The organism is Thermoactinomyces sp. FSL K6-2592 (assembly GCF_038006465.1).
GTDB classification, from domain to species: domain Bacteria; phylum Bacillota; class Bacilli; order Thermoactinomycetales; family Thermoactinomycetaceae; genus Thermoactinomyces; species Thermoactinomyces vulgaris.
Genome location: NZ_JBBOVH010000001.1, coordinates 1,347,755 through 1,368,434 on the forward strand (window position 1 = coordinate 1,347,755; position 20,680 = coordinate 1,368,434).

Annotated in this window: 11 protein-coding genes; 10 read left to right on the forward strand and 1 reads right to left on the reverse strand. The window is 49.9% G+C overall.

All coding sequences use genetic code 11. The features are described from left to right. The first annotated feature begins 18 nt into the window (after positions 1-18). Positions 19-10,614: a non-ribosomal peptide synthetase gene (locus tag NYE37_RS07090; protein WP_340711883.1), complete on the forward strand. Its 10,596-nt coding sequence runs from the start codon at positions 19-21 to the stop codon at positions 10,612-10,614. Positions 10,615-10,659: 45 nt separating this feature from the next. Here NYE37_RS07090 and NYE37_RS07095 read toward each other — a convergent pair whose 3' ends face one another. Continuing rightward, positions 10,660-11,148, reverse strand: a complete 489-nt coding sequence (locus NYE37_RS07095; protein WP_049720207.1) for a PCYCGC motif-containing (lipo)protein — start codon at positions 11,146-11,148, stop codon at positions 10,660-10,662. A gap of 388 nt (positions 11,149-11,536) precedes the next feature. Here NYE37_RS07095 and dhaK point away from each other — a divergent pair, with 388 nt between their 5' ends. The 9 genes from dhaK (at position 11,537) to ymfI (ending at position 20,639) form a co-directional block, all read left to right on the forward strand. After that, positions 11,537-12,538, forward strand: coding sequence for a dihydroxyacetone kinase subunit DhaK (dhaK, locus tag NYE37_RS07100; RefSeq protein ID WP_037996514.1), 1,002 nt, complete (start codon positions 11,537-11,539; stop codon positions 12,536-12,538). Between the two features lies 1 nt (position 12,539). Continuing rightward, positions 12,540-13,172 (forward strand): dihydroxyacetone kinase subunit DhaL, encoded by a 633-nt coding sequence (gene dhaL / locus NYE37_RS07105; RefSeq protein WP_037996459.1) that lies wholly within the window; start codon positions 12,540-12,542, stop codon positions 13,170-13,172. Beyond that, positions 13,169-13,555 carry a dihydroxyacetone kinase phosphoryl donor subunit DhaM gene (gene dhaM, locus NYE37_RS07110; protein WP_037996461.1) on the forward strand — a complete coding sequence of 129 codons (387 nt, stop codon included), beginning with the start codon at positions 13,169-13,171 and terminating at the stop codon, positions 13,553-13,555. The genes dhaL and dhaM overlap by 4 nt, the downstream gene beginning before the upstream one ends. Positions 13,556-13,641: 86 nt before the next feature. Further along, positions 13,642-14,364 carry a ClpP family protease gene (locus tag NYE37_RS07115; RefSeq protein WP_037996464.1) on the forward strand — a complete coding sequence of 241 codons (723 nt, stop codon included), beginning with the start codon at positions 13,642-13,644 and terminating at the stop codon, positions 14,362-14,364. After that, complete coding sequence (locus NYE37_RS07120; protein ID WP_037996465.1) at positions 14,361-14,582, forward strand: YlzJ-like family protein; 222 nt, start codon at positions 14,361-14,363, stop codon at positions 14,580-14,582. The genes NYE37_RS07115 and NYE37_RS07120 overlap by 4 nt, the downstream gene beginning before the upstream one ends. Positions 14,583-14,761: 179 nt before the next feature. After that, on the forward strand, positions 14,762-17,095 hold the full coding sequence (locus NYE37_RS07125; protein WP_037996468.1) for an FtsK/SpoIIIE family DNA translocase: 2,334 nt from the start codon (positions 14,762-14,764) through the stop codon (positions 17,093-17,095). A gap of 124 nt (positions 17,096-17,219) precedes the next feature. Continuing rightward, complete coding sequence (gene yfmF, locus NYE37_RS07130) at positions 17,220-18,545, forward strand: EF-P 5-aminopentanol modification-associated protein YfmF (protein ID WP_340711884.1); 1,326 nt, start codon at positions 17,220-17,222, stop codon at positions 18,543-18,545. Continuing rightward, the gene (yfmH, locus tag NYE37_RS07135; RefSeq protein ID WP_037996473.1) at positions 18,526-19,821 is read left to right on the forward strand and encodes an EF-P 5-aminopentanol modification-associated protein YfmH; all 1,296 of its coding nucleotides are present in this window, start codon (positions 18,526-18,528) and stop codon (positions 19,819-19,821) included. The genes yfmF and yfmH overlap by 20 nt, the downstream gene beginning before the upstream one ends. A gap of 68 nt (positions 19,822-19,889) precedes the next feature. Further along, positions 19,890-20,639: an elongation factor P 5-aminopentanone reductase gene (gene ymfI, locus NYE37_RS07140; protein ID WP_062843320.1), complete on the forward strand. Its 750-nt coding sequence runs from the start codon at positions 19,890-19,892 to the stop codon at positions 20,637-20,639. Positions 20,640-20,680: the final 41 nt, after the last annotated feature.

The window sequence follows — 20,680 nt, forward strand, 5'->3', positions numbered from 1 at the left end:
TATTGGAGGAGATCGGTTATGGATAAAAAACAGGTGGACATCTATTCTTTGTCTCCCATGCAAGAGGCCATGCTGTTTCACTCGTTATATGACCAGGGGAATTCTTATTTCAAACAATTGTTGATCCAGGTGGAGGGGGATTTTGATCCCGGACTGTTTGAAAAGAGTTTAAATGTTTTGATTGAACGATATGACATTTTCCGGACTGTGTTTATTTATAAAAAGCTGAAAAAACCACGTCAGGTGGTTTTGCAAGAGCGCGAAGCAAAGATTCAGTATCAGGATTTTTCCCATCTTCCGGAAGATGAGCGGAATCAAAAGGTTGAAGCATGGATCCGAAAAGATCAAACCAAACCGTTTGATTTGTCCAAAGATTTGTTATTGCGTGTTTCCGTGTTGAAAACAGGGTCCCAACAGTATCAAATCGTGTTCAGCAGCCACCACATCCTTTTGGACGGATGGTGCATGGGGATCGTGTTTGAAGATTTGTTCGAAATTTATGGGAAGCTGAAAAATCACGAGCCCGTTCCCCACAAAAAAGTGACGCAATATCGTGAATTGATCCGTTGGCTGGAAAAGCAGGATCCCAAAGAAACAGAACAATATTGGAAACAGTATTTGGCCGGGTATGAAGGACATGCCAAAATTCCGGGAGCGAAGACCGCCCGCGGCGATGATTACAAGTTGGAGGAAGTCCGTTGTTCACTGGATGAAACGTTGACCAGGCAATTCAATCAATTTGCCCGTGAACATCATCTCACCCTGAACAATGTATTCCAAACAATCTGGGGATTGATGTTGCAACGGTACAATCACACGGACGATGTGGTGTTCGGTTCCGTGGTCTCCGGAAGGAACAAAGACATTCCCCGGATCCAGGAGATCGTCGGTTTGTTCATCAACACCATTCCCGTGCGGGTCAAAGCAAGTGGCGATGACCGTTTTACAGACCTGGCCAAACAAGTTCAACAAGCGGCGCTGGCCTCGGAGCCGTATGATTATGCTTCGTTGACCGATATTCAGAAAGCGGCGCAATGCGGCGATTCATTGGTTGACCATATTGTTGTGTTTGAAAATTATGTGTTTGATTCGAATATTTTCCATAAATACCGGCATCAATTGGGGTTTGTCGTGACGGATGCCAAGAGCACGTTTGAAAAAACCAACTATGACTTTAATGTGATTGTGGTGCCCTGTGAGAAATTCACCATTTTGTTTCAATACAACGGACATGTTTACCAAAGAGAAGACGTGGAATCCTGTTTCCGCCACTTTGAACGGATTGTCCGCCAAGTCATTGGAAATCCGGATTGCCGCTTGAAAGACATTGAACTGGTTTCCCCTTCGGAAAAGCAGCAGTGGTTTGCATGGAATCAAACGGATGCGGATTATCCGCGCGATAAAACCGTTCAGGAGATTTTTGAAGAACAGGCGGAAAAATCCCCGCAGCAAATCGCCTTGAAATTCCGGGGAAATACGATGACTTACAAAGAGTTGAATGAACAAGCCAATCAGCTGGCGAGAGTGTTGAGGAAACAAGGCGTCCGGCGCGGGGACATTGTCGGATTGATGACGGAACGCTCCTTTGAAATGATGATCGGCATGCTGGCGGCCGTCAAAGCCGGTGGGGCTTATATGCCGATTGATCCGGAATATCCCGCTGGACGGAAGGAATTTATGCTGGAAGATGCCGGTGCTCCGGTTCTCATGGTGCAGCCGGGACTGAAAGTGCCTGCCGGTTATAAAGGGCGAGTGGTTGAACTGGCTCCCGGCGAATGGGCGGGGGAGGAAAAAAGCAACCCGGAGAATGTCAATCAGCCGGATGATCTTCTTTACGTCATGTATACTTCCGGATCGACCGGCAAGCCCAAAGGCATTTTGACCATGCATTACAATGTGATGCGGACGGTCATCAACAACGGGTACATACAGGTGCATGCCGGGGACCGGCTGTTGCAGTTGTCAAACTATTGTTTTGACGGATCCACGTTTGATATCTACAATGCCTTGTTGAACGGAGCGACGCTGGTTTTGGTGCCCAAAGAGGCTTCCAAAGACTTTGCGGAGCTGACCAAATTGATCCGAGAGGAAGAGATTACCGTCACCTTTATGACCACTTCCCTGTTTAACACGGTTGTGGATTTGGATCTTGATTGTTTAAAGAGCTTGCGCAAAATTGTCTTTGGCGGGGAAAAGGCTTCGGTCAAACATGTTCAAAAGGCAGTGCAAGCACTGGGCGGAAACCGACTGATCAACGGGTACGGACCGACGGAAACCACGGTTTTTGCCGCGACTTATTCCATTGATCCGTCAGTGTTGGCCACCCATCGTGTACCGATTGGAAAGCCGCTGAACAACACCAAGCTGTATGTGTTGGACCCATGGGGAAATCTTCAACCGCCCGGCATTCCCGGTGAACTTTGCGTCAGTGGCGACGGAGTGGCCAAAGCGTATTTAAACCGTCCCGAATTAAATGAAACCCGCTTTGTTCCGGATCCGTTCCATCCCGGTCAACGCATGTACCGCACCGGGGATTTGGTTCGCCTGTTGCCGGATGGCCATTTGGAATATTTGGAGCGGATGGATAATCAGGTGAAAATCCGGGGACACCGCATTGAGACCGGTGAAGTGGAAAAGAGGTTGTTTGCCCATCCCGATGTGCTGAATGCGGTGGTTTTGGCCGATAAAGATCAGAACGGGCATTCCTATTTGTGTGCTTATGTTGTGTTGAAAAAGGATGTTTCACCTTCTGCATTGCGTGAGCACATGACCAAAGCGTTGCCGGAATACATGATCCCCGATTACTTTGTAAAATTGGATCAACTTCCGTTTACGCCCAATGGAAAAGTGGACTTGCGGGCGCTTCCCAAACCGGCCGAAGCGTTGGAGAACAAAAGGGATTATGTTGCCCCCACGAACCCCGTGGAAGAAAAGCTGGTAAAAGTCTGGCAGGAAGTTTTGGATGCGGACCAAGTCGGGATTCATGACAACTTCTTTGACCTGGGGGGACACTCCCTGAAAGCGATGATGCTTTCTTCGCGGGTGAGCAAGGAATTGAATGCAGACTTGCCGCTAAGAGAGATTTTTGCCCGGCCGACGGTGCAGCAACAAGCGGCCTTTTTGCAGAATAAGGGCAAAAAAGAATACACCGGGATTGCCCCGGCACCGGAGATGAAGGATTATCCGGTGACTTCCGCGCAGAAGCGCTTATATATGGTCAGCCAACTGGAAGGAAGCGGCACCAGTTACAATATGCCTTATGTATTCCGGATTCACGGCGATTTGTCCGTTCCCGGTTTAAAGAGCGTCTTGCAATCTTTGGTGGACCGGCATGAATCGTTGAGAACGTCTTTCCACATGATTAACGGGGAATTAAGGCAGAAAATTCATCCCGATGCCCGATTGGTCGTCGAGCAGTACCAAGCCGGCGGGAAACGGCAAGAAAAACGTGTCATTCAAGAATTTATCCGCCCGTTTGATTTGCAAAAGGCGCCGTTGATGCGTGCCGGGGTGTTGGAACGTACGGACACCCGCGAGAAGTATCTGTTATTGGATTTTCATCATATCGTGGCTGATGGTGTTTCGATCCGGCAATGGTTTTCCGATTTTTCGCGGCGGATGCAAGGCGAAGAGTTGCCTTCGCTTCCATTGCAATACAAGGATTATGCTTATTGGCAACAACATGAGAAACAAAAAGACCGTTGGAAAAAACATGAGGAGTACTGGTTGAATGAACTTTCCGGCGAGTTGCCCGTTTTGCAATTGCCGACCGACTTTCCGCGCCCGAAAGTTCAGCGTTTTGACGGGGATCAGCTTCCTTTTGAAATGGATGCGGGATTGTCGGATCAATTAAGGCAGCTGGCCGATGAGCAGAATGCAACGATGTATATGGTGTTGTTTGCCGCTTATCATGTCCTGCTCTCCAAGTACGCGGGGCAAGAGGATTTGATTGTCGGGTCCCCCATCGCCGGAAGGCCGCATGCGGACCTGGAGACCATGGTGGGCATGTTTGCCAACACGCTGGCGGTCCGAACCCGGCCGACACCGGATGTATCGTTTGCCCGGTTTCTCGCGCAATTGAAAGAACAAATCCTGGAGATGGCAGAGCATCAGGATTATCCCTTTGAAGAACTGGTGGAAAAATTGGGGGCAGAACGGGATTTAAGCCGGAATCCTCTTTTTGACACCATGTTTTCTTTGCAAAAGAATGAATTGCCGGCCCTTCAGTTCCGGGATTTTTCGCTGGAACTGGTTGAATGGGATTGGAAAAAATCCAAGTTTGATATGAGCTGGATCCTGATTGAAGATGAGAAAATCAAAGGGATCGTGGAATTTGCCACGCATCTGTTCAAGCCGGAAACGGTAAAAAGAATGGTTCGCCATTATCTTCATATTTTGAAGCAAATCACGGAGAATCCGGACCTTCGCCTGTCTGACATCAAATTGATCACGCCGGATGAAGAGCATCAGGTGTTAAACAATTTCAATGCGTATCGTCTGGAGTATCCGCGGGGAAGAACGATTCCGTCCTGGTTTGAAGAACGGGTGGAAAAGCAACCGGACCGGGTGGCGGTGGTTTGCGGCGAAGAACGGTGGACTTATGAAGAGTTAAACCGGCAGGCCAACCGCCTGGCCCATGCATTGAGGAAGAAAGGGATCGGCCGCGAGCAACTGGTCGGCATCCTGATGTCCCCGTCCAAAGAGATGATGGCGGCGGTTCTCGGTGTCTTGAAAGCAGGGGCGGCGTACGTTCCGATCGACCCGCAATATCCGGCGGACCGGATCCAATATATGTTGAAAGACAGCGGGGCTTCCCTGCTTCTTACGGATCGTCCGGCCGTTCCCGGCAGTTCCGGCGTGGAAGTTTGGGATATGAAAACCAAAGATTTCCGGGGCGAATCCGATGACAACCCCGCACCGGTGAACAAAGAACGGGATTTGGCCTACGTGATCTATACGTCCGGTTCCACCGGAAAACCCAAAGGCGTGATGGTGGAACACGCCTCCCTGATCAATTTGTGCGAGTGGCATATCCGTGAATTTCAGGTGACACCGGAAGATAAGAGCATCAAATACGCAGGGGTCGGATTTGATGCCTCGGTATGGGAGATTTTCCCGACTTGGATGGCGGGAGCGTCGCTTCACATCATTGAAGAGGCCATGCGTTATGATCTGGAGGCACTGAACCGGTACATGGAGGAACAAGGGATCACGGTTGCTTTTCTGCCGACGCCGGTGGCGGAGCAATTTATGCAGCTGGAAAACCGCAGCCTGAGAGTGTTGCTGACCGGAGGGGACCGGTTGGGCCGGGTGTTGCCGCAGAACTACACGGTGGTCAACAATTACGGTCCGACGGAGAACACGGTGGTGACGACGAGCACCCCGGTGCGTCCGGATGAACCCGTCACGATTGGAAAACCGGTGGCCAATAACCAAGTGTATGTGTTGAATGAACATCAGCAATTGCAGCCAATCGGCGTGCCGGGCGAGCTGTGCGTCAGCGGGGAAAGTCTGGCCCGGGGATATTTGAACCGGCCGGAGCTGACGGCGGAGAAGTTTGTGCCCAACCCTTACGTGCCGGGGCAAAAGATGTACCGGACCGGAGACCTGGTGCGGTGGCTGCCGGACGGGCGCTTGGAGTTTCTGGGGCGGATGGATGAACAGGTGAAAATCCGCGGTTACCGCATTGAGCCCGGGGAAATCGCCAACCGTTTGTTGGAGCATGCTTCCGTCCGGGAGGCCTTTGTCACCGTGCAGCTGAATCCTTCTCAAGAACCGGAGTTATGCGCATATTTCGCAGCGTCGTCTCCTTGTTCCGCGGAAGAATTACGGGAGCATTTAAGTTTGAAATTGCCTGACTATATGGTTCCGGTTCACTTTATCGAAATGGAGAAACTCCCCTTGACCCGAAACGGCAAAGTGGACAAAAAAGCATTGCCGTTGCCGGAAGCCGACACAACCCGAAGCAAGGATGACGCACCGGCCACTCCCGCCGAGGAGCAGTTGATCGAAATCTTGAAGGAGATTCTCCATACCGAACAAATCGGAGTCCATGACAGCTTCTTTGAAAAAGGCGGCAACTCCCTCAAAGGGATGATGTTGTCGGCGCAAGTCCACAAGAGGATGCATACGGAACTGCCTTTGCGGGAGATTTTTGCCCGTCCCGTGGTCAAGGAGATGGCCGCATACATCGAAAATCAAAAAACGGCTGAACATGTCACCATCGCTCCGGCACCCAAACAAGCTTATTATCCGGTTTCATCCGCACAGAAACGGTTGTATGTGGTCGGGCAACTGGAAGGAATGGGCACCGGTTACAACATGCCCCATGCCTTTTCCATCCGAGGAAATTTGCCGGTTTCCCGTCTCGAAGAAGCATTCCGGGCACTGGTGGAACGGCACGAATCCTTGCGTACTTCGTTTCATCTCATTGATGGCGAATTGATGCAAAAAATTCACACCGATGTGGAGGTCCGGGTGGAGTGTTATCAAGCCCAAGACCGTCCGGATGTGAAACAAAAAATTCAACAGTTCATCCGTCCGTTTGATTTGGAGAAAGCTCCGTTGATCCGGGTCGGAATGATCGAACATGCCAAGGAAGAAGAACAGATCTTGGTCATCGACATGCATCACATCATTTCCGACGGTGTCTCGATGAACATCCTGTTTCAGGATTTGATGAAATGCCTGCAGGGAGAAACGTTGCCGCCGGTGTCCCTGCAATACAAGGATTATGCCGTCTGGCAACAAAAGGAAAAACAAAAGGATACATGGAAAAAACACGAGCAGTATTGGATGAATGAACTTTCCGGCGAACTTCCGTTTCTGGATTTGCCCACGGATTACCCGCGACCTTCCGTACAACGGTTTGACGGGGACCATATGACTTTCGAAATCGAGCACCGATTAACCCGGAAATTGAAACGGCTTGTGGATGAGAAAAAAGCGACTCCGTATATGGCACTCTTGGCCGCGTACAATTTGCTGTTGGCGAAATACACCGGCAAAAACGACATCATTGTCGGCTCGCCGATTGCCGGAAGATCGTATGCCGGTTTGGAGTCCATGGTGGGGATGTTTGCCAATACGCTTGTGGTTCGCAACCGGATTGATTTGCAACTTCCGTTCACAGTCTTTTTGGAACAGGTGAAGGAACGCGTCCTGCAAATGTATGAGCATCAGGATTATCCGTTTGAGGAATTGGTGGAAAAGTTGGATACCCAGCGCGATTTGAGCCGCAATCCCCTTTTTGACACCATGTTTGCCATGCAGAATATCGACATGCCGGTTTTTAAACTGCAAGGATTGAAAATTCGCCAAGGGGAGATTGAATGGAAAAAATCGAAATTTGATTTGAGCTGGATGATGGCGGAAGATGAGGAAACATTCAAAGGGGTTGTCGAATACAGCACTTGCCTGTTCAAGCCCGGGACCATCCGGCGTATGATTGGCCACTTTGTTCATATTCTCGAACAGATTGTGGATGATCCCGGAATTCGGCTGTGCGAGATTGAGCTTCCCACGTTGGAAGAGAAATGGGAGATATTGCAAACCTTTAACCAAACCCGTCTGGAGTATCCGCGGGGAAGAACGATTCCGTCCTGGTTTGAAGAACGGGTGGAAAAGCAACCGGACCGGGTGGCGGTGGTTTGCGGCGAAGAACGATGGACTTATGAAGAGTTGAACCGGCAGGCCAACCGCCTGGCCCATGCGCTGAGGAAGAAAGGGATCGGCCGCGAGCAACTGGTCGGCATCCTGATGTCCCCGTCCAAAGAGATGATGGCGGCGGTTCTCGGTGTCTTGAAAGCAGGGGCGGCGTACGTTCCGATTGATCCGCAATATCCGGCGGACCGGATCCAATATATGTTGAAAGACAGCGGGGCTTCCCTGCTTCTTACGGATCGTCCGGCCGTTCCCGGCAGTTCCGGCGTGGAAGTTTGGGATATGAAAACCAAAGATTTCCGGGGCGAATCCGATGACAACCCCGCACCGGTGAACAAAGAACGGGATTTGGCCTACGTGATCTATACGTCCGGTTCCACCGGAAAACCCAAAGGCGTGATGGTGGAACACGCCTCCCTGATCAATTTGTGCGAGTGGCATATCCGTGAATTTCAGGTGACACCGGAAGATAAGAGCATCAAATACGCAGGGGTCGGATTTGATGCCTCGGTATGGGAGATTTTCCCGACTTGGATGGCGGGAGCGTCGCTTCACATCATTGAAGAGGCCATGCGTTATGATCTGGAGGCACTGAACCGGTACATGGAGGAACAAGGGATCACGGTTGCTTTTCTGCCGACGCCGGTGGCGGAGCAATTTATGCAGCTGGAAAACCGCAGCCTGAGAGTGTTGCTGACCGGAGGGGACCGGTTGGGCCGGGTGTTGCCGCAGAACTACACGGTGGTCAACAATTACGGTCCGACGGAGAACACGGTGGTGACGACGAGCACCCCGGTGCGTCCGGATGAACCCGTCACGATTGGAAAACCGGTGGCCAATAACCAAGTGTATGTGTTGAATGAACATCAGCAATTGCAGCCAATCGGCGTGCCGGGCGAGCTGTGCGTCAGCGGGGAAAGTCTGGCCCGGGGATATTTGAACCGGCCGGAGCTGACGGCGGAGAAGTTTGTGCCCAACCCTTACGTGCCGGGGCAAAAGATGTACCGGACCGGAGACCTGGTGCGGTGGCTGCCGGACGGGCGCTTGGAGTTTCTGGGGCGGATGGATGAACAGGTGAAAATCCGCGGTTACCGCATTGAGCCCGGGGAAGTGGCCGACAAGTTGTTAAGTTACCCGACCGTGAAAGAAGCCGTGGTGGTGGCGCAAACCGACGAACAAAATCAGTTGCATTTGTGTGCATATTTCACGGCATCGGAGTCCTGTTCCATTCCTGCATTGCGGCAGTACCTGGGGAAAGAATTGCCTGATTACATGATTCCGGCTTACTTCATGCAGATGGAGCAACTGCCGTTGAATGCCAACGGTAAAGTGGACAAAAACATGCTTCCCAAACCCAAACAGATGCAAACCGGCGTGGAATATGCGGCGCCCCGCAATGAAAAGGAACGCATCCTGGCGGAGCTGTGGCAGGAAATTTTGCATCTGGACCGGGTGGGGATCCATGATCAGTTTTTTGAGCTTGGTGGCGATTCCATCAAAGCGATGCAAATTGCTTCCCGCTTGAAACCGTACCGGCTGAAAATGAGATTGAAAGATTTGTTCCAACATCCGACCATTGAAGAATTGGCACCGCATGTTTTCCCCATCGATGAAGACCGGGAAGATGAAGTGGTGACGGGGGAAGTTGCGCTGACCCCGATTCAGCGTTGGATGTTTGAGCAGACGGATTATCCGGATCAATGGAACATGGCCATTGTCCTGTACCGGAAACAAGGATGGGATGCCGACGTGTTAAAACCGGTTTTCCATGCATTGGTGACCCATCACGACGCCTTGAGGATGTCGTTTAAGCGGGAAGATCACCAGGTGAAGGCATGGAACCGGGATGTGGAAGGGGAATTTTTCTCCATCCACGAGTTTGATGTCAACAGCGAAGACCTTTCGGAAGTGATGAAAAGAGAAGCCAACCGTTTGCATCAATCGCTTCGCATCCATGGCGGGCCGTTGATCCGCCTGGGGATTTTCCATACCGGCGAAGGGGATTACTTGCTGATCATTATCCACCATTTGGTGATGGATGCCGTTTCCTGGAGGGTGCTGTCCGAAGATCTCCATACTGCGTACCGGCGACAATTGGACGGGGAACCCTTGGCTTTGCCGCAAAAAACGACTTCGTTTCAATCATGGAGCCATCAATTGCAAGAGTTTGCGAACAGTCCGGCGTTGCTTGCTGAAATTCCGTATTGGAAAGCGACCGACCGCCTCCAGGTTCCAAAACTTCCGGTCGATAAAAAAGAAACGTCGGATTATGCCAATCAGCATATCGGCATCGTTTGGGGACGCCTCCCGAAAGAGGAAACCGGTGACTTGTTGTCCGGGGCGCATCGCGCTTACCAGACGGAGATGAATGATTTGTTGTTGTCGGGCTTGGTGATGACCTTGAACAGTTGGACCCATGGCAAGGTGGCGGTCCAATTGGAAGGGCACGGCCGGGAGGAAGTGATTGACGGGGTGGATTTGACCAGGACCGTCGGATGGTTTACATCTATGTATCCGGTCGTGTTTGAACAAGATTCCAAAAATCCGGCCGAAGTCATTCCGTATGTGAAAGAAGTCTTGCGGCGGGTTCCCAATAAAGGAATCGGATACGGGATTCTCAAATATTTAACCCGTCCCGAAAACAAACAAGATCTTTCGTTCCGGCTCAAACCTGAGATCAACTTCAACTATCAAGGGGAGTTTGTCCGGGATGTGGAGAAGGAGGACATCCAAATCGTGTCCCTGCCGGTGGGAGAAGGGGTTCATCCCCTGGCTCAGTGGCCGTATAAACTGGATTTCAGTTTGTTTGTTGAAAACGGGGAACTGGTCACGCTGATTCGCTACCACCAAACGCTGTATCATCGGGAGACGATTGAACAACTGAAAAACCTCTATCTCCATCATCTGAAAAGAATTGTGGACTTTTGCCGGGAAGAAGTCTTGGTGAAATAAAGAAAATACATCCTGTCTGGGTGTCCAGGCAGGATGTATTGTCATTTACAGAGCCGGAGTTGGCGTCGGTTCGGCAAAATCGTTGCCATATTTTTGGTCGATAAATTCGCGGATTTTTTGATCAGACGTTCCGGATTTTTTCATTTGTATGGATTCTTTGGCAATCTCCAGACAAACCCCGCAAGTGGTGGCATGGGAATCCCATGTGATTTGGTCTTTGGATTGTTGGTGGATAAAGCAATCAAGATTATTGCGATGCCCCACACTTTGTCCGCATCCGCAGAAACACGGGATCCGGGCCAGCAAATCACGGTGTTTGGAGACTTCTTGATAAGTTTGAGCCACCTCCGCGGGATGATCCCGCAAAAAAGAGGGTAATTCATGGGGCGCGGTGGTCTCACGGACATCTCCCGTTACATGGGAGGATTCACCGGGACCGGCCTCCTGATGCGGATCCGGCTGGCAACCGGCTGTAAATGACAAGCCAAACAGAAACAGAAAGACGGAAAAAAATCGAATCGTTTTTTGATGCATGATCATATGCCCCCCCTTTTTCCCCACTCATCATAGCAGAAAAAAATGATTTGGTGTGGAGAAGGGGAAATCCGTTTCAAAAAGATAAAAAAAGAGACCGTGTAAACGGTCTCATAGATCCGGGGAACAAAATGATAAAACCACTTGATTGAGATAGCTTGCGTAAGCCAGAGTGGCTATCTCATTTATTATTATAAAGCAATTTGTGAGTTTTTGTTAAGGAAATAAAAGGGAGAAAAAACTTTATTTGGGTGACTTATTCCGTTTTTTAAGTGTTTTATTTTTTTAGATATAATGAAGTGTGAAAAACCATTCTTTACCCGATGGATTATCTGAATGATCCGGCTTGAAAAAGTGGCGATTTTTGCAAAAGGGAGATGAGAGAAAGTTGAAAAAATTGATCAATCATCCTGATGAGGTAGTGGATGAAATGTTGGAGGGCATGGTGGCCGCGTATCCAAAGAGATTGTCCAGGATTCCGGATTATTCCGTCATCGTCCGCAATGAAGCGCCTGTTCAAGGAAAAGTGGGGTTGGTCAGCGGCGGCGGTTCCGGGCATGAACCGGCTCATGCCGGGTATGTGGGAAAAGGCATGCTGGATGCCGCCGTGCTTGGCGAGGTGTTTACCTCCCCCGCGCCCGATCAGATCTTAAGAGCGATCCAGGCAGCCGACGGAGGCAAGGGTGTCTTGTTGATCATCAAAAATTATGCCGGGGACGTCATGAATTTTGAGATGGCGGCAGATATGGCGATAATGGGAGGAATCCCCGTGAAATGCGTGGTGGTCAACGATGATGTGGCCGTTGATGATCCGTCCCGGAGAAGGGGAATTGCCGGAACGGTTTTCGTCCATAAAATTGCCGGAGCTTGGGCCGAAGCGGGGGCGGGTTTGGAGGAGGTTCACCGGATTGCGGAAAAAACCGTGCGAAATATGCGGAGCATGGGAGTGGCTTTAACCGCCTGCACGGTGCCAGCCGTCGGAAAGCCAGGCTTTGAGATCCAAGAGGATGAAATGGAAATCGGAATGGGGATTCATGGGGAACCCGGCATCCAAAGAACGGATCACTTGTCCGCAGATGAAACTGCTGGTGTGTTGTTGGATGCCATTTTTAAGGATTTGCCACTCCAAAAAGGGGACGAGGTTGCGGTCATGTTGAATGGTTTGGGGGCCACGCCGCTGATGGAGTTGTATATTTTGAACAGGAAAGTATCGGAATATTTACAAGATAAGGGGATCCGTGTGTTCTCCACCAGTGTCGGCGAATACATGACTTCGTTGGAGATGGCCGGTTGTTCACTCACCCTCTTGAAACTGGATGATGAATTAAAAAAAGGATTGAAAGAACCATCCGACACCGTATCATGGGTTCAAGCCGAAGGAGGAAGATAAGATGGAATGGACGGTTTTGCAGGTGAAGCATTGGTTATCGGATTTAAGCCGGATCATGCAAGAAAAAAAGGAAGAGCTTTCCCGGTATGATCAGGCGATTGGAGACGGGGATCACGGTGTGAATATGGCTCGCGGCTTTAAGGAAGTGGAGAAGGTCCTGGCGCAAGAACATGATCCTCACGATATCGGGTGGTGGTTCCAAACGGTTTCCCGGATTCTGTTAAGCAAAGTGGGCGGGGCATCCGGCCCGTTGTACGGCACTGTTTTTCTGAAAATGGCTTCGGTTTGCAAAGGAAAAAGCGTGTTGACGCATGAAGAATGGGTAACGGCTTTTTCCGAGGCTCGTCAGGGATTAAAAATGAGAGGAAAAGCGGAGCCCGGCGACAAGACCATGTTGGATGTCTGGGAACCCGTTGTCCGGTACATGGAACAGGCGAAAGAGCAAATCTCCTGGCAAATGGTCAAAGACATTGCCGAACAATCCATGATCGACACCCGGGCGATGGTGGCAAAGAAAGGGCGTGCTTCTTACCTTGGGGAACGCTCGAGAGGTCACTTGGATCCGGGGGCGGTGTCTTCTTATTACTTCTTTTGGACATGGGCAGAACAACCTTGGAAGGGGGACGGACAATGAGCTGTGTCGGATTGGTGCTGGTCTCGCACAGTGAAAAGCTTGTTGAAGGATTGGCGGAATTTCTCTCGCAAATACAAAAAGGCGTACCGGTCGCCATTGCCGGCGGAACGGATGATGGAGAGCTGGGAACCAGCCCGTTTAAGATCAAAGAAGCCATCGAACGCGTTTATTCAGATTGCGGCGTTTTGGTTTTATTTGATATCGGAAGTGCGGCTATGTCCGTCGAAATGGCCATCGAGATGTTGGGGGACGAAAAGAAGATACGCGTGGCGGACGCGCCGTTGGTGGAAGGTGCCTATGCCGCCGCCGTGGAAGCTTCGGTCCGAAGCGATTTGGATAAAGTGGCGGCATCGGCGCAAAAAGCAAGAAATTGGCGCAAATAGGAACATAAAATTCTCCCGGGTTCCTCACAATAAAAAAAGAGAGATGCGCATACTAACTCGTAGTCCATACAAAAGGAGTGAACCCGGTGAAAGAGGATCGAAATGTCCGACCCGATACAGAATCGAATGAAAAAAAGAAGAATGCTGCCGCCCAGATGATCCAGCAGTTGGGGCAAACCAATGTGCCTCAACTGGAAAGCAATATTTTTTGTTTGAGCATCATCGGGCAAATCGAAGGCCATCTGGTGATGCCTCCCCAAAATAAAACGACGAAATATGAACATGTGATTCCGCAGATCGTCGCGGTGGAACAAAACCCGAAGATTGAAGGAATGGTGATTGTTTTAAATACCGTGGGCGGTGATGTGGAAGCCGGTTTGGCCATTGCGGAAATGATTGCGACGATGCGAAAGCCGACGGTTTCGATTGTTCTCGGGGGAGGCCACAGCATCGGGGTTCCCATTGCGGTTGCGGCGGATAAATCCTTCATAGCCGAAACAGCCACCATGACGATTCATCCGGTCCGTCTGAGCGGATTGGTCATCGGCGTGCCCCAAACCTTTGAATATATGGAAAAAATGCAAGATCGGGTGATTCATTTCATTTCCACCCATTCGAACATCACGGAAGAAAAGATCCGTGAGCTCATGTTCCAGACCGGGGATCTGGCCCGGGACATTGGAACCAATGTGATTGGAAAAGATGCGGTGAAATACGGATTGATTGATGAAGTGGGCGGCATTTCCGAAGCGCTTGCCGAATTGAACAAAATGGTGGAGGCCAACAAGCAAAAGGAGATTTTGCAATGATTTACTATTCCACGATCCCGATCGAAATGGCTTTTTACCGCCCGGATGAGTTGAAGCTGAAACAAATTCAAGTGGATGGCGTGAAGATGATTGTCCATGAAGGAGAGGAAGGAGAAGCGACCATTGTCCAAGTGCTGAGCGGAGATCCCGGTCATTTTTTGGATCCTCGTTTTCAGCCGGGAAACACCATCAAAAACGTTCCGACCGTGACAGAGTAAACTGCCGGCCATTGCCGGCAGTTTTTTTGGAGCCGGAAGAAGAACAAAAAGAAAAAATCTTTAAAATCCGGTAGGAGACTTTATGTTGTTTTGGGAAATAAATATCGATAAGATAATACCGACTGGTTATCATTTCCATTATTTACTTTCGGAACGGATGGGTTGAAAAGGTGGTTTCAATGACAAAAAAGAGAAATAAGAAAAAACAGTCGATTGGAACAAAAAAAGAAATTTTGTTTGAGATTTACGGCATTGTCTTATTGGCGTTGTCTTTGGTGACGATTGCCAGTTATGGAGCCATTGGCAGAAATTTGACGTATCTGGCCCGTTTTGTGGTGGGGACATGGGATTTTATCATTCCGCTTTTGGGAATGGGATTGTCCGTGTATGTGATGGCGCATCACCGGTGGCCGGATCATTGGTCGTCGAGGTGGACGGGAGTCGCTTTGGTGTTCATGGCGCTGATCACTTTTAATCATTACTTGACCTTTCACACCATTCAAACGGACAAGGGAATCATTGATCAGACATGGTACATGTTGTTGGAGGAAAGAAATTCAGCGGTTCCACTGGATGTCGGCAGCGGGATGCTGGGGGCTTTTTCCTATGCTTTGCTCCATTTTTTATTCGATGACACTGGCGCTTTGATTGTGCTGGCTGCCGTCGTGTGTTGCGGTTTTTTGCTGATCGCCGACTTTTCATTTACCAAAGCTGCGCTGATCTCTAAGGCCGTTTACAAAAAAGCAAAACAGAAGGGAAAAGATTGCCTGATCGATTGGATCAGGCAATATGACCGCCGCCGGAAGCGGCCATCGAAGCAAAGACGTGTGCAGAAAAAAACCGTCCCTGATGTGGAAGTGAGCAAAGAGCCCATCGATCCGGTGGTTTATGACTTTGAAGATGTGGCTTACCAAGACAGCCGGGAGCAACCGGAGGACGGGGAAAAGCCGGTCCATGAACAAATGAAATTGAAATTGCAGCCGTCGGAGCCGGATAGGAAACGACCGAAACAACCCGAACAGGAAGAAGGTTCCGACGAGCCGATTGAAGTCCATTTTCAATCGCAACAAAAGATGGATCACTATGTATTGCCACCGGCCACCTTGTTGAATCCGACAAAGAAAAGGCAGGGCCGGGAGCAGGAAAACGTCCATGAAAAAGCAAAAACGCTGCAGGACAAACTGGAAAGCTTCGGAGTCAAAGCAACGGTGGGGGAAATCCACCGGGGACCGGCTGTCACCCGTTATGAAATCCGTCCGGAAAAAGGGGTGAAAGTGAGCCGGATTGTCAACCTGGCGGATGACATTGCCCTGGCGCTGGCGGCCAAGGATATCCGGATTGAAGCCCCGATCCCGGGAAAATCGGCGGTCGGGATCGAAATCCCCAATTCCAAAGTCGCGCTGGTGGGGTTAAGAGATGTATTGGAGAGTGCGGAATATTTGGGATCGCAATCCAAGTTGAGCATTGCCCTGGGGCGTGATGTGTACGGCAAACCCATTGTGGATAATCTGGCCAAGATGCCGCATCTGCTGGTGGCGGGTGCAACCGGATCGGGAAAAAGCGTTTGCATCAACGGGATCATTGTCAGCCTGCTGTACAAAGCGCGTCCGGACGAAGTGAAATTGATGATGATTGATCCCAAAATGGTTGAATTGAATGTATACAACGGAATTCCCCATTTATTGATTCCGGTTGTCACGGAGCCGCGCAAAGCGGCCATGGCATTGAAAAAAGTGGTGGCGGAAATGGAAAAGCGCTATGAATTGTTTGCCAAGCACGGGGCCCGCGACATCGAACGCTTCAATCAATTGGTGAAAGAAAAGGGATTGGAAGATACAGACCCTCTCCCTTACATTGTTGTCATTGTGGATGAGTTGGCGGATTTGATGATGGTCGCCCCGGCCGATGTGGAAGATGCGATTTGCCGGCTGGCGCAGATGGCCAGGGCTGCCGGGATTCATTTGATCATCGCCACTCAGCGTCCATCGGTCGATGTGATTACCGGCGTGATCAAGTCCAATATCCCGACCCGGATTGCTTTTGCCGTTTCATCTCAGGCCGATTCCCGCACCATCCTGGACATGGGGGGAGCCGAGAAATTGCTCGGACGCGGGGATATGTTGTATCTGCCGACGGGAGCATCCAAACCGACCCGGATCCAAGGGGCTTTCCTTTCGGATGAAGAAGTGGAGCGGGTGGTGAAATTTGTCAAGGAACAACAAGAACCGGATTACCAGGAAGAAATGATTCCCCAATCCCCTGACAAAAATAAATCATCCGTCGACGACGAATTGTTTCCGCAAGCGAAAAAACTGGTCATTGAAGCGCAAACAGCCTCTGTGTCTTTGTTGCAGCGCCGGTTGCGGATCGGTTACACCAGGGCGGCCCGCCTGATTGACATGCTGGAGGCCAAAGGGATTGTCGGCCCTTATGAAGGGAGCAAGCCCCGCGAAGTGTTGGTTTCATCCTTTGACAATGAAACCGGGGAGAGAAAAAAAGAAGCTGTGAAGTAGTCGCGAAGAGGGAAGCCGCCGAGTTTTCAAAGAAAAGAATTTTTTTGCCGGGCAGACGATCATAATAAATGGTGAACATTTCTAACCGGTGCCGTATTCGTCTATAATAGGGGTAATTGACTTGATGAAAAAAGAGGTGAATACTTTGGGTTTTGTTCAGTTTGAAACAGGCTCGATCGGGAATATCCGTGTCCATGTTTGTAACAGCGAAAAGTTTAAAACCACGACGCTGATGGCATTTATTCAACAGGAGTTGTCCCCGGAAACCGTAACCAAAACCGCATTGCTCCCTCAAGTGTTGCAGAGGGGGACACAGTCCCATCCGACCACCCTTTCCTTCCGTCAGAAATTGGATGAGTTGTATGGGGCCATTTTGTTCGGGGATGTATTCAAGCGGGGAGAACGGCATATCATGCAATTTGGCATGGAACTGGCCAATGAACAATATCTCAAGGAATCCCCTTCCCTGCTTGCGGAAGGAATCCGGTTTTTCAGCGAGGTGTTATTAAAACCGGCGCTGGAAAATCAAGCATTCAAGCCGTCCTATGTGGAAGCGGAAAAGAAAAATTTAAAACAGAAAATTGAAAGCTTAAAAGACGATAAAATCCGCTATGCTTCCCATCGCCTGATTGAGGCCATGTGTCAGGGAGAGCCGTATGCGTTGTTTAACCATGGACGTCTCGAAGACTTGCCAAACATTGACCCGCCATCGTTGTATACATATTATCAAGAGGTCTTGTCCGATTGCCCGGTGGATTTTTATTGCGTGGGCAATGTATCGGTGGACGAAGTGCTGAAATTGCTTGAAAAAGAATTTTCGTCCATTGCGGACAAAACGCGGAAAACGGTACAGACAAAAACGGCTTCCCTTCCGGTGAAGGAAGAACGGATCGTGACCGAACGGATGAATGTCAAACAAGGGAAATTGAACATCGGTTGCCGGACCCAAACCACAATAAAAGATCCGGATTATCCGGCGCTCATGATGTATAACGGCATCCTGGGCGGCTTCCCGCATTCCAAGCTGTTCAGGAATGTGCGCGAAAAAGCGAGCCTCGCTTACTATTGTTCTTCCCGCTTGGAAAGTCATAAAGGCCTGTTGCTCATTCAATCCGGAATTGAAATCGCCAACTATGAGCAAGCGGTTCAAATCATCAAAGAGCAGTTGGAGGAAATCCGGCAAGGAAACATCAGCGATCAGGAACTGAAGCAGTCCAAGGCGACGTTGTCCAACCAGCTGCGTTCTCAAATGGACCGGTCTTATGAGATGATCCATTTCCATTACCAATCCGTTTTGAACGGAAAAGATTTGCCGCTGGAAAAATTATTGGAGCAAGTGAATGCGGTGCAAAAGGAAGACGTGCAAAAAATAGCGGAGAAAATCCGGTTGGATGTGATTTATTTCTTACGGGACCGGGGAGGGAATGAACATGCAAAAAGTGGAGTTTGATCAAATTCAAGAATCTCTGTTCTTTGAAGAGCTTCCCAACGGCTTGAGTGTTTATGTCCTGCCGAAAAAGAATTTCTTTAAAACGTATGCCACGTTTACAACCAAATACGGATCCATTGACAACACCTTCCGGGTAAAGGGGAAAGAAAAGCATGAGGTTCCCGACGGAATTGCGCATTTCTTGGAACACAAAATGTTTGAGCAGGCATCGGGGGAAGACGTGTTCCAGGAGTTTTCGCGGCAGGGGGCTTCGGCCAATGCGTTTACCAGCTTTACCCGGACGGCCTATTTGTTTTCCAGCACGGGCCAGGTGGAAAAAAACCTGACAACCTTGCTTGATTTTGTGCAATCGCCGTATTTCACGGAGCAAAATGTGGAGAAAGAAAAAGGGATCATCGGACAGGAAATCCGGATGTACGATGACAACCCGGACTGGCGTGCTTATTTTGGCTTGTTTGAAGCCATGTATCACCATCACCCCGTTAAGATTGACATCGCCGGAACCGTGGAGTCCATATCGAAGATTACCAAAGACTTGTTGTACACTTGCTATGAAACTTTTTACCATCCGAACAACATGGTCCTGTTCATTGTCGGGCCGGTGGATCCGGAAGCCATCATCCAATTGGTGAAAGAAAACCAAAAGAACAAGTCTTTCCCGGATCAGCCGGAGATTGAACGCTTTTTCCCGGATGAGCCAGAGGAGGTGGCCGAAGCCTTCAAGGAAATCGAGTTGAGTGTCGGGATTTCCAAATGCATGTTTGGATTTAAAGAAAAAGCGGACAAGGTGAACGTAAAGGGAAACGAGTTTCTCAAACAAGAAATGGCCACCCAGATCGCTTTGGAAGCATTGCTCGGCCCGGCTTCCAACTTGTATCAATCCCTGTATGACGACGGATTGATTGATGACGGGTTCGGGACGGATTATACCCTGGACAGGGGATTCGGGTTGTCCATCATCGGAGGGGATACGCCGGATCCCGATCAGTTGCTTGAGCGGATCAAAAAGGAATTGCCACCCTTGATTGAAAAGGGATTGGACCAGGAAACTTTTGAACGGATTCGCAAAAAGAAGATCGGTGCGAATTTGCGCTATTTGAATTCTCCGGAATGGATTGCCAACCAATTTACCGGTTACCGGTTTCATGATGCCGATTTATTTAATCTGGTTCCGTGTTTGGAGGCTTTGACGTTAGAAGAGGTGAACCGCCGCATGCAGGAACACATGCAGTGGGACCGGTTTGCCGTTTCCATCGTGCGGCCGTCCCAAGATTAAAGTTACAAATCATAACCGTGAAAGCGTCCTTTTTCAAAAGGGCGCTTTTGTTTGAAAGGATGGAAAACATGCAAGCGTTAAAAGGAAAAACCGCCTGGATCATTGGAGGCAGCGGGGGAATCGGGCGGGACATTTGCATCGAACTGGCCGGATTGGGTGCAAACATTGCCGCCGGTTATCATTCCCGGCGGGAGGAAGTGCAAAAAGTTGTCATGGAATGCAAAGAAAAAGGGGTTCCGGCTTTTGCCTTTCCGGTGGATTTAAGGACCCGTTCTTCTGTCGATGAGGCTTACCGGCAAATTTGCATGTATTTGTCTCCGCCGGATATCGTGATTCATGCGGCGGGTACGTCCAAATGGGGATTGATTCAGGATTTTTCGGATCATGACTATGAATTGCTGATGGATGTTCATGTGCGGGGTGCTTTTTATCTGGCACAAATCGCGCTTCCCCGCATGATCCGCAAAAAAGATGGACGGATTATTTTGGTCTCTTCCATATGGGGGCAGACCGGCGGTGCGGGGGAAGTGTTGTATTCCGCCGCCAAGGGAGCGCAAATCAGCATGGCCAAGGCCCTGGCGAAAGAAGTGGCGCCAAGCGGCATTACGGTGAATGCTATTGCGCCCGGAGCCATTGACACTCCTTTGTTGGATCGGCAATTGACCGGGGAAGAGAAGCATTCGTTGGCGGAGGACATTCCGGCCGGCCGTTTGGGAAGTCCGGAGGAAGTGGCATCGCTGGCCGCTTTTTTATGTCTTCCCCAAGCTTCCTATATCACCGGGCAAGTCTTTGCTGTTAATGGCGGTTGGTATACATAAAATGAAATCATTCGATTCATATTAGAAGTAGATCCATGTAT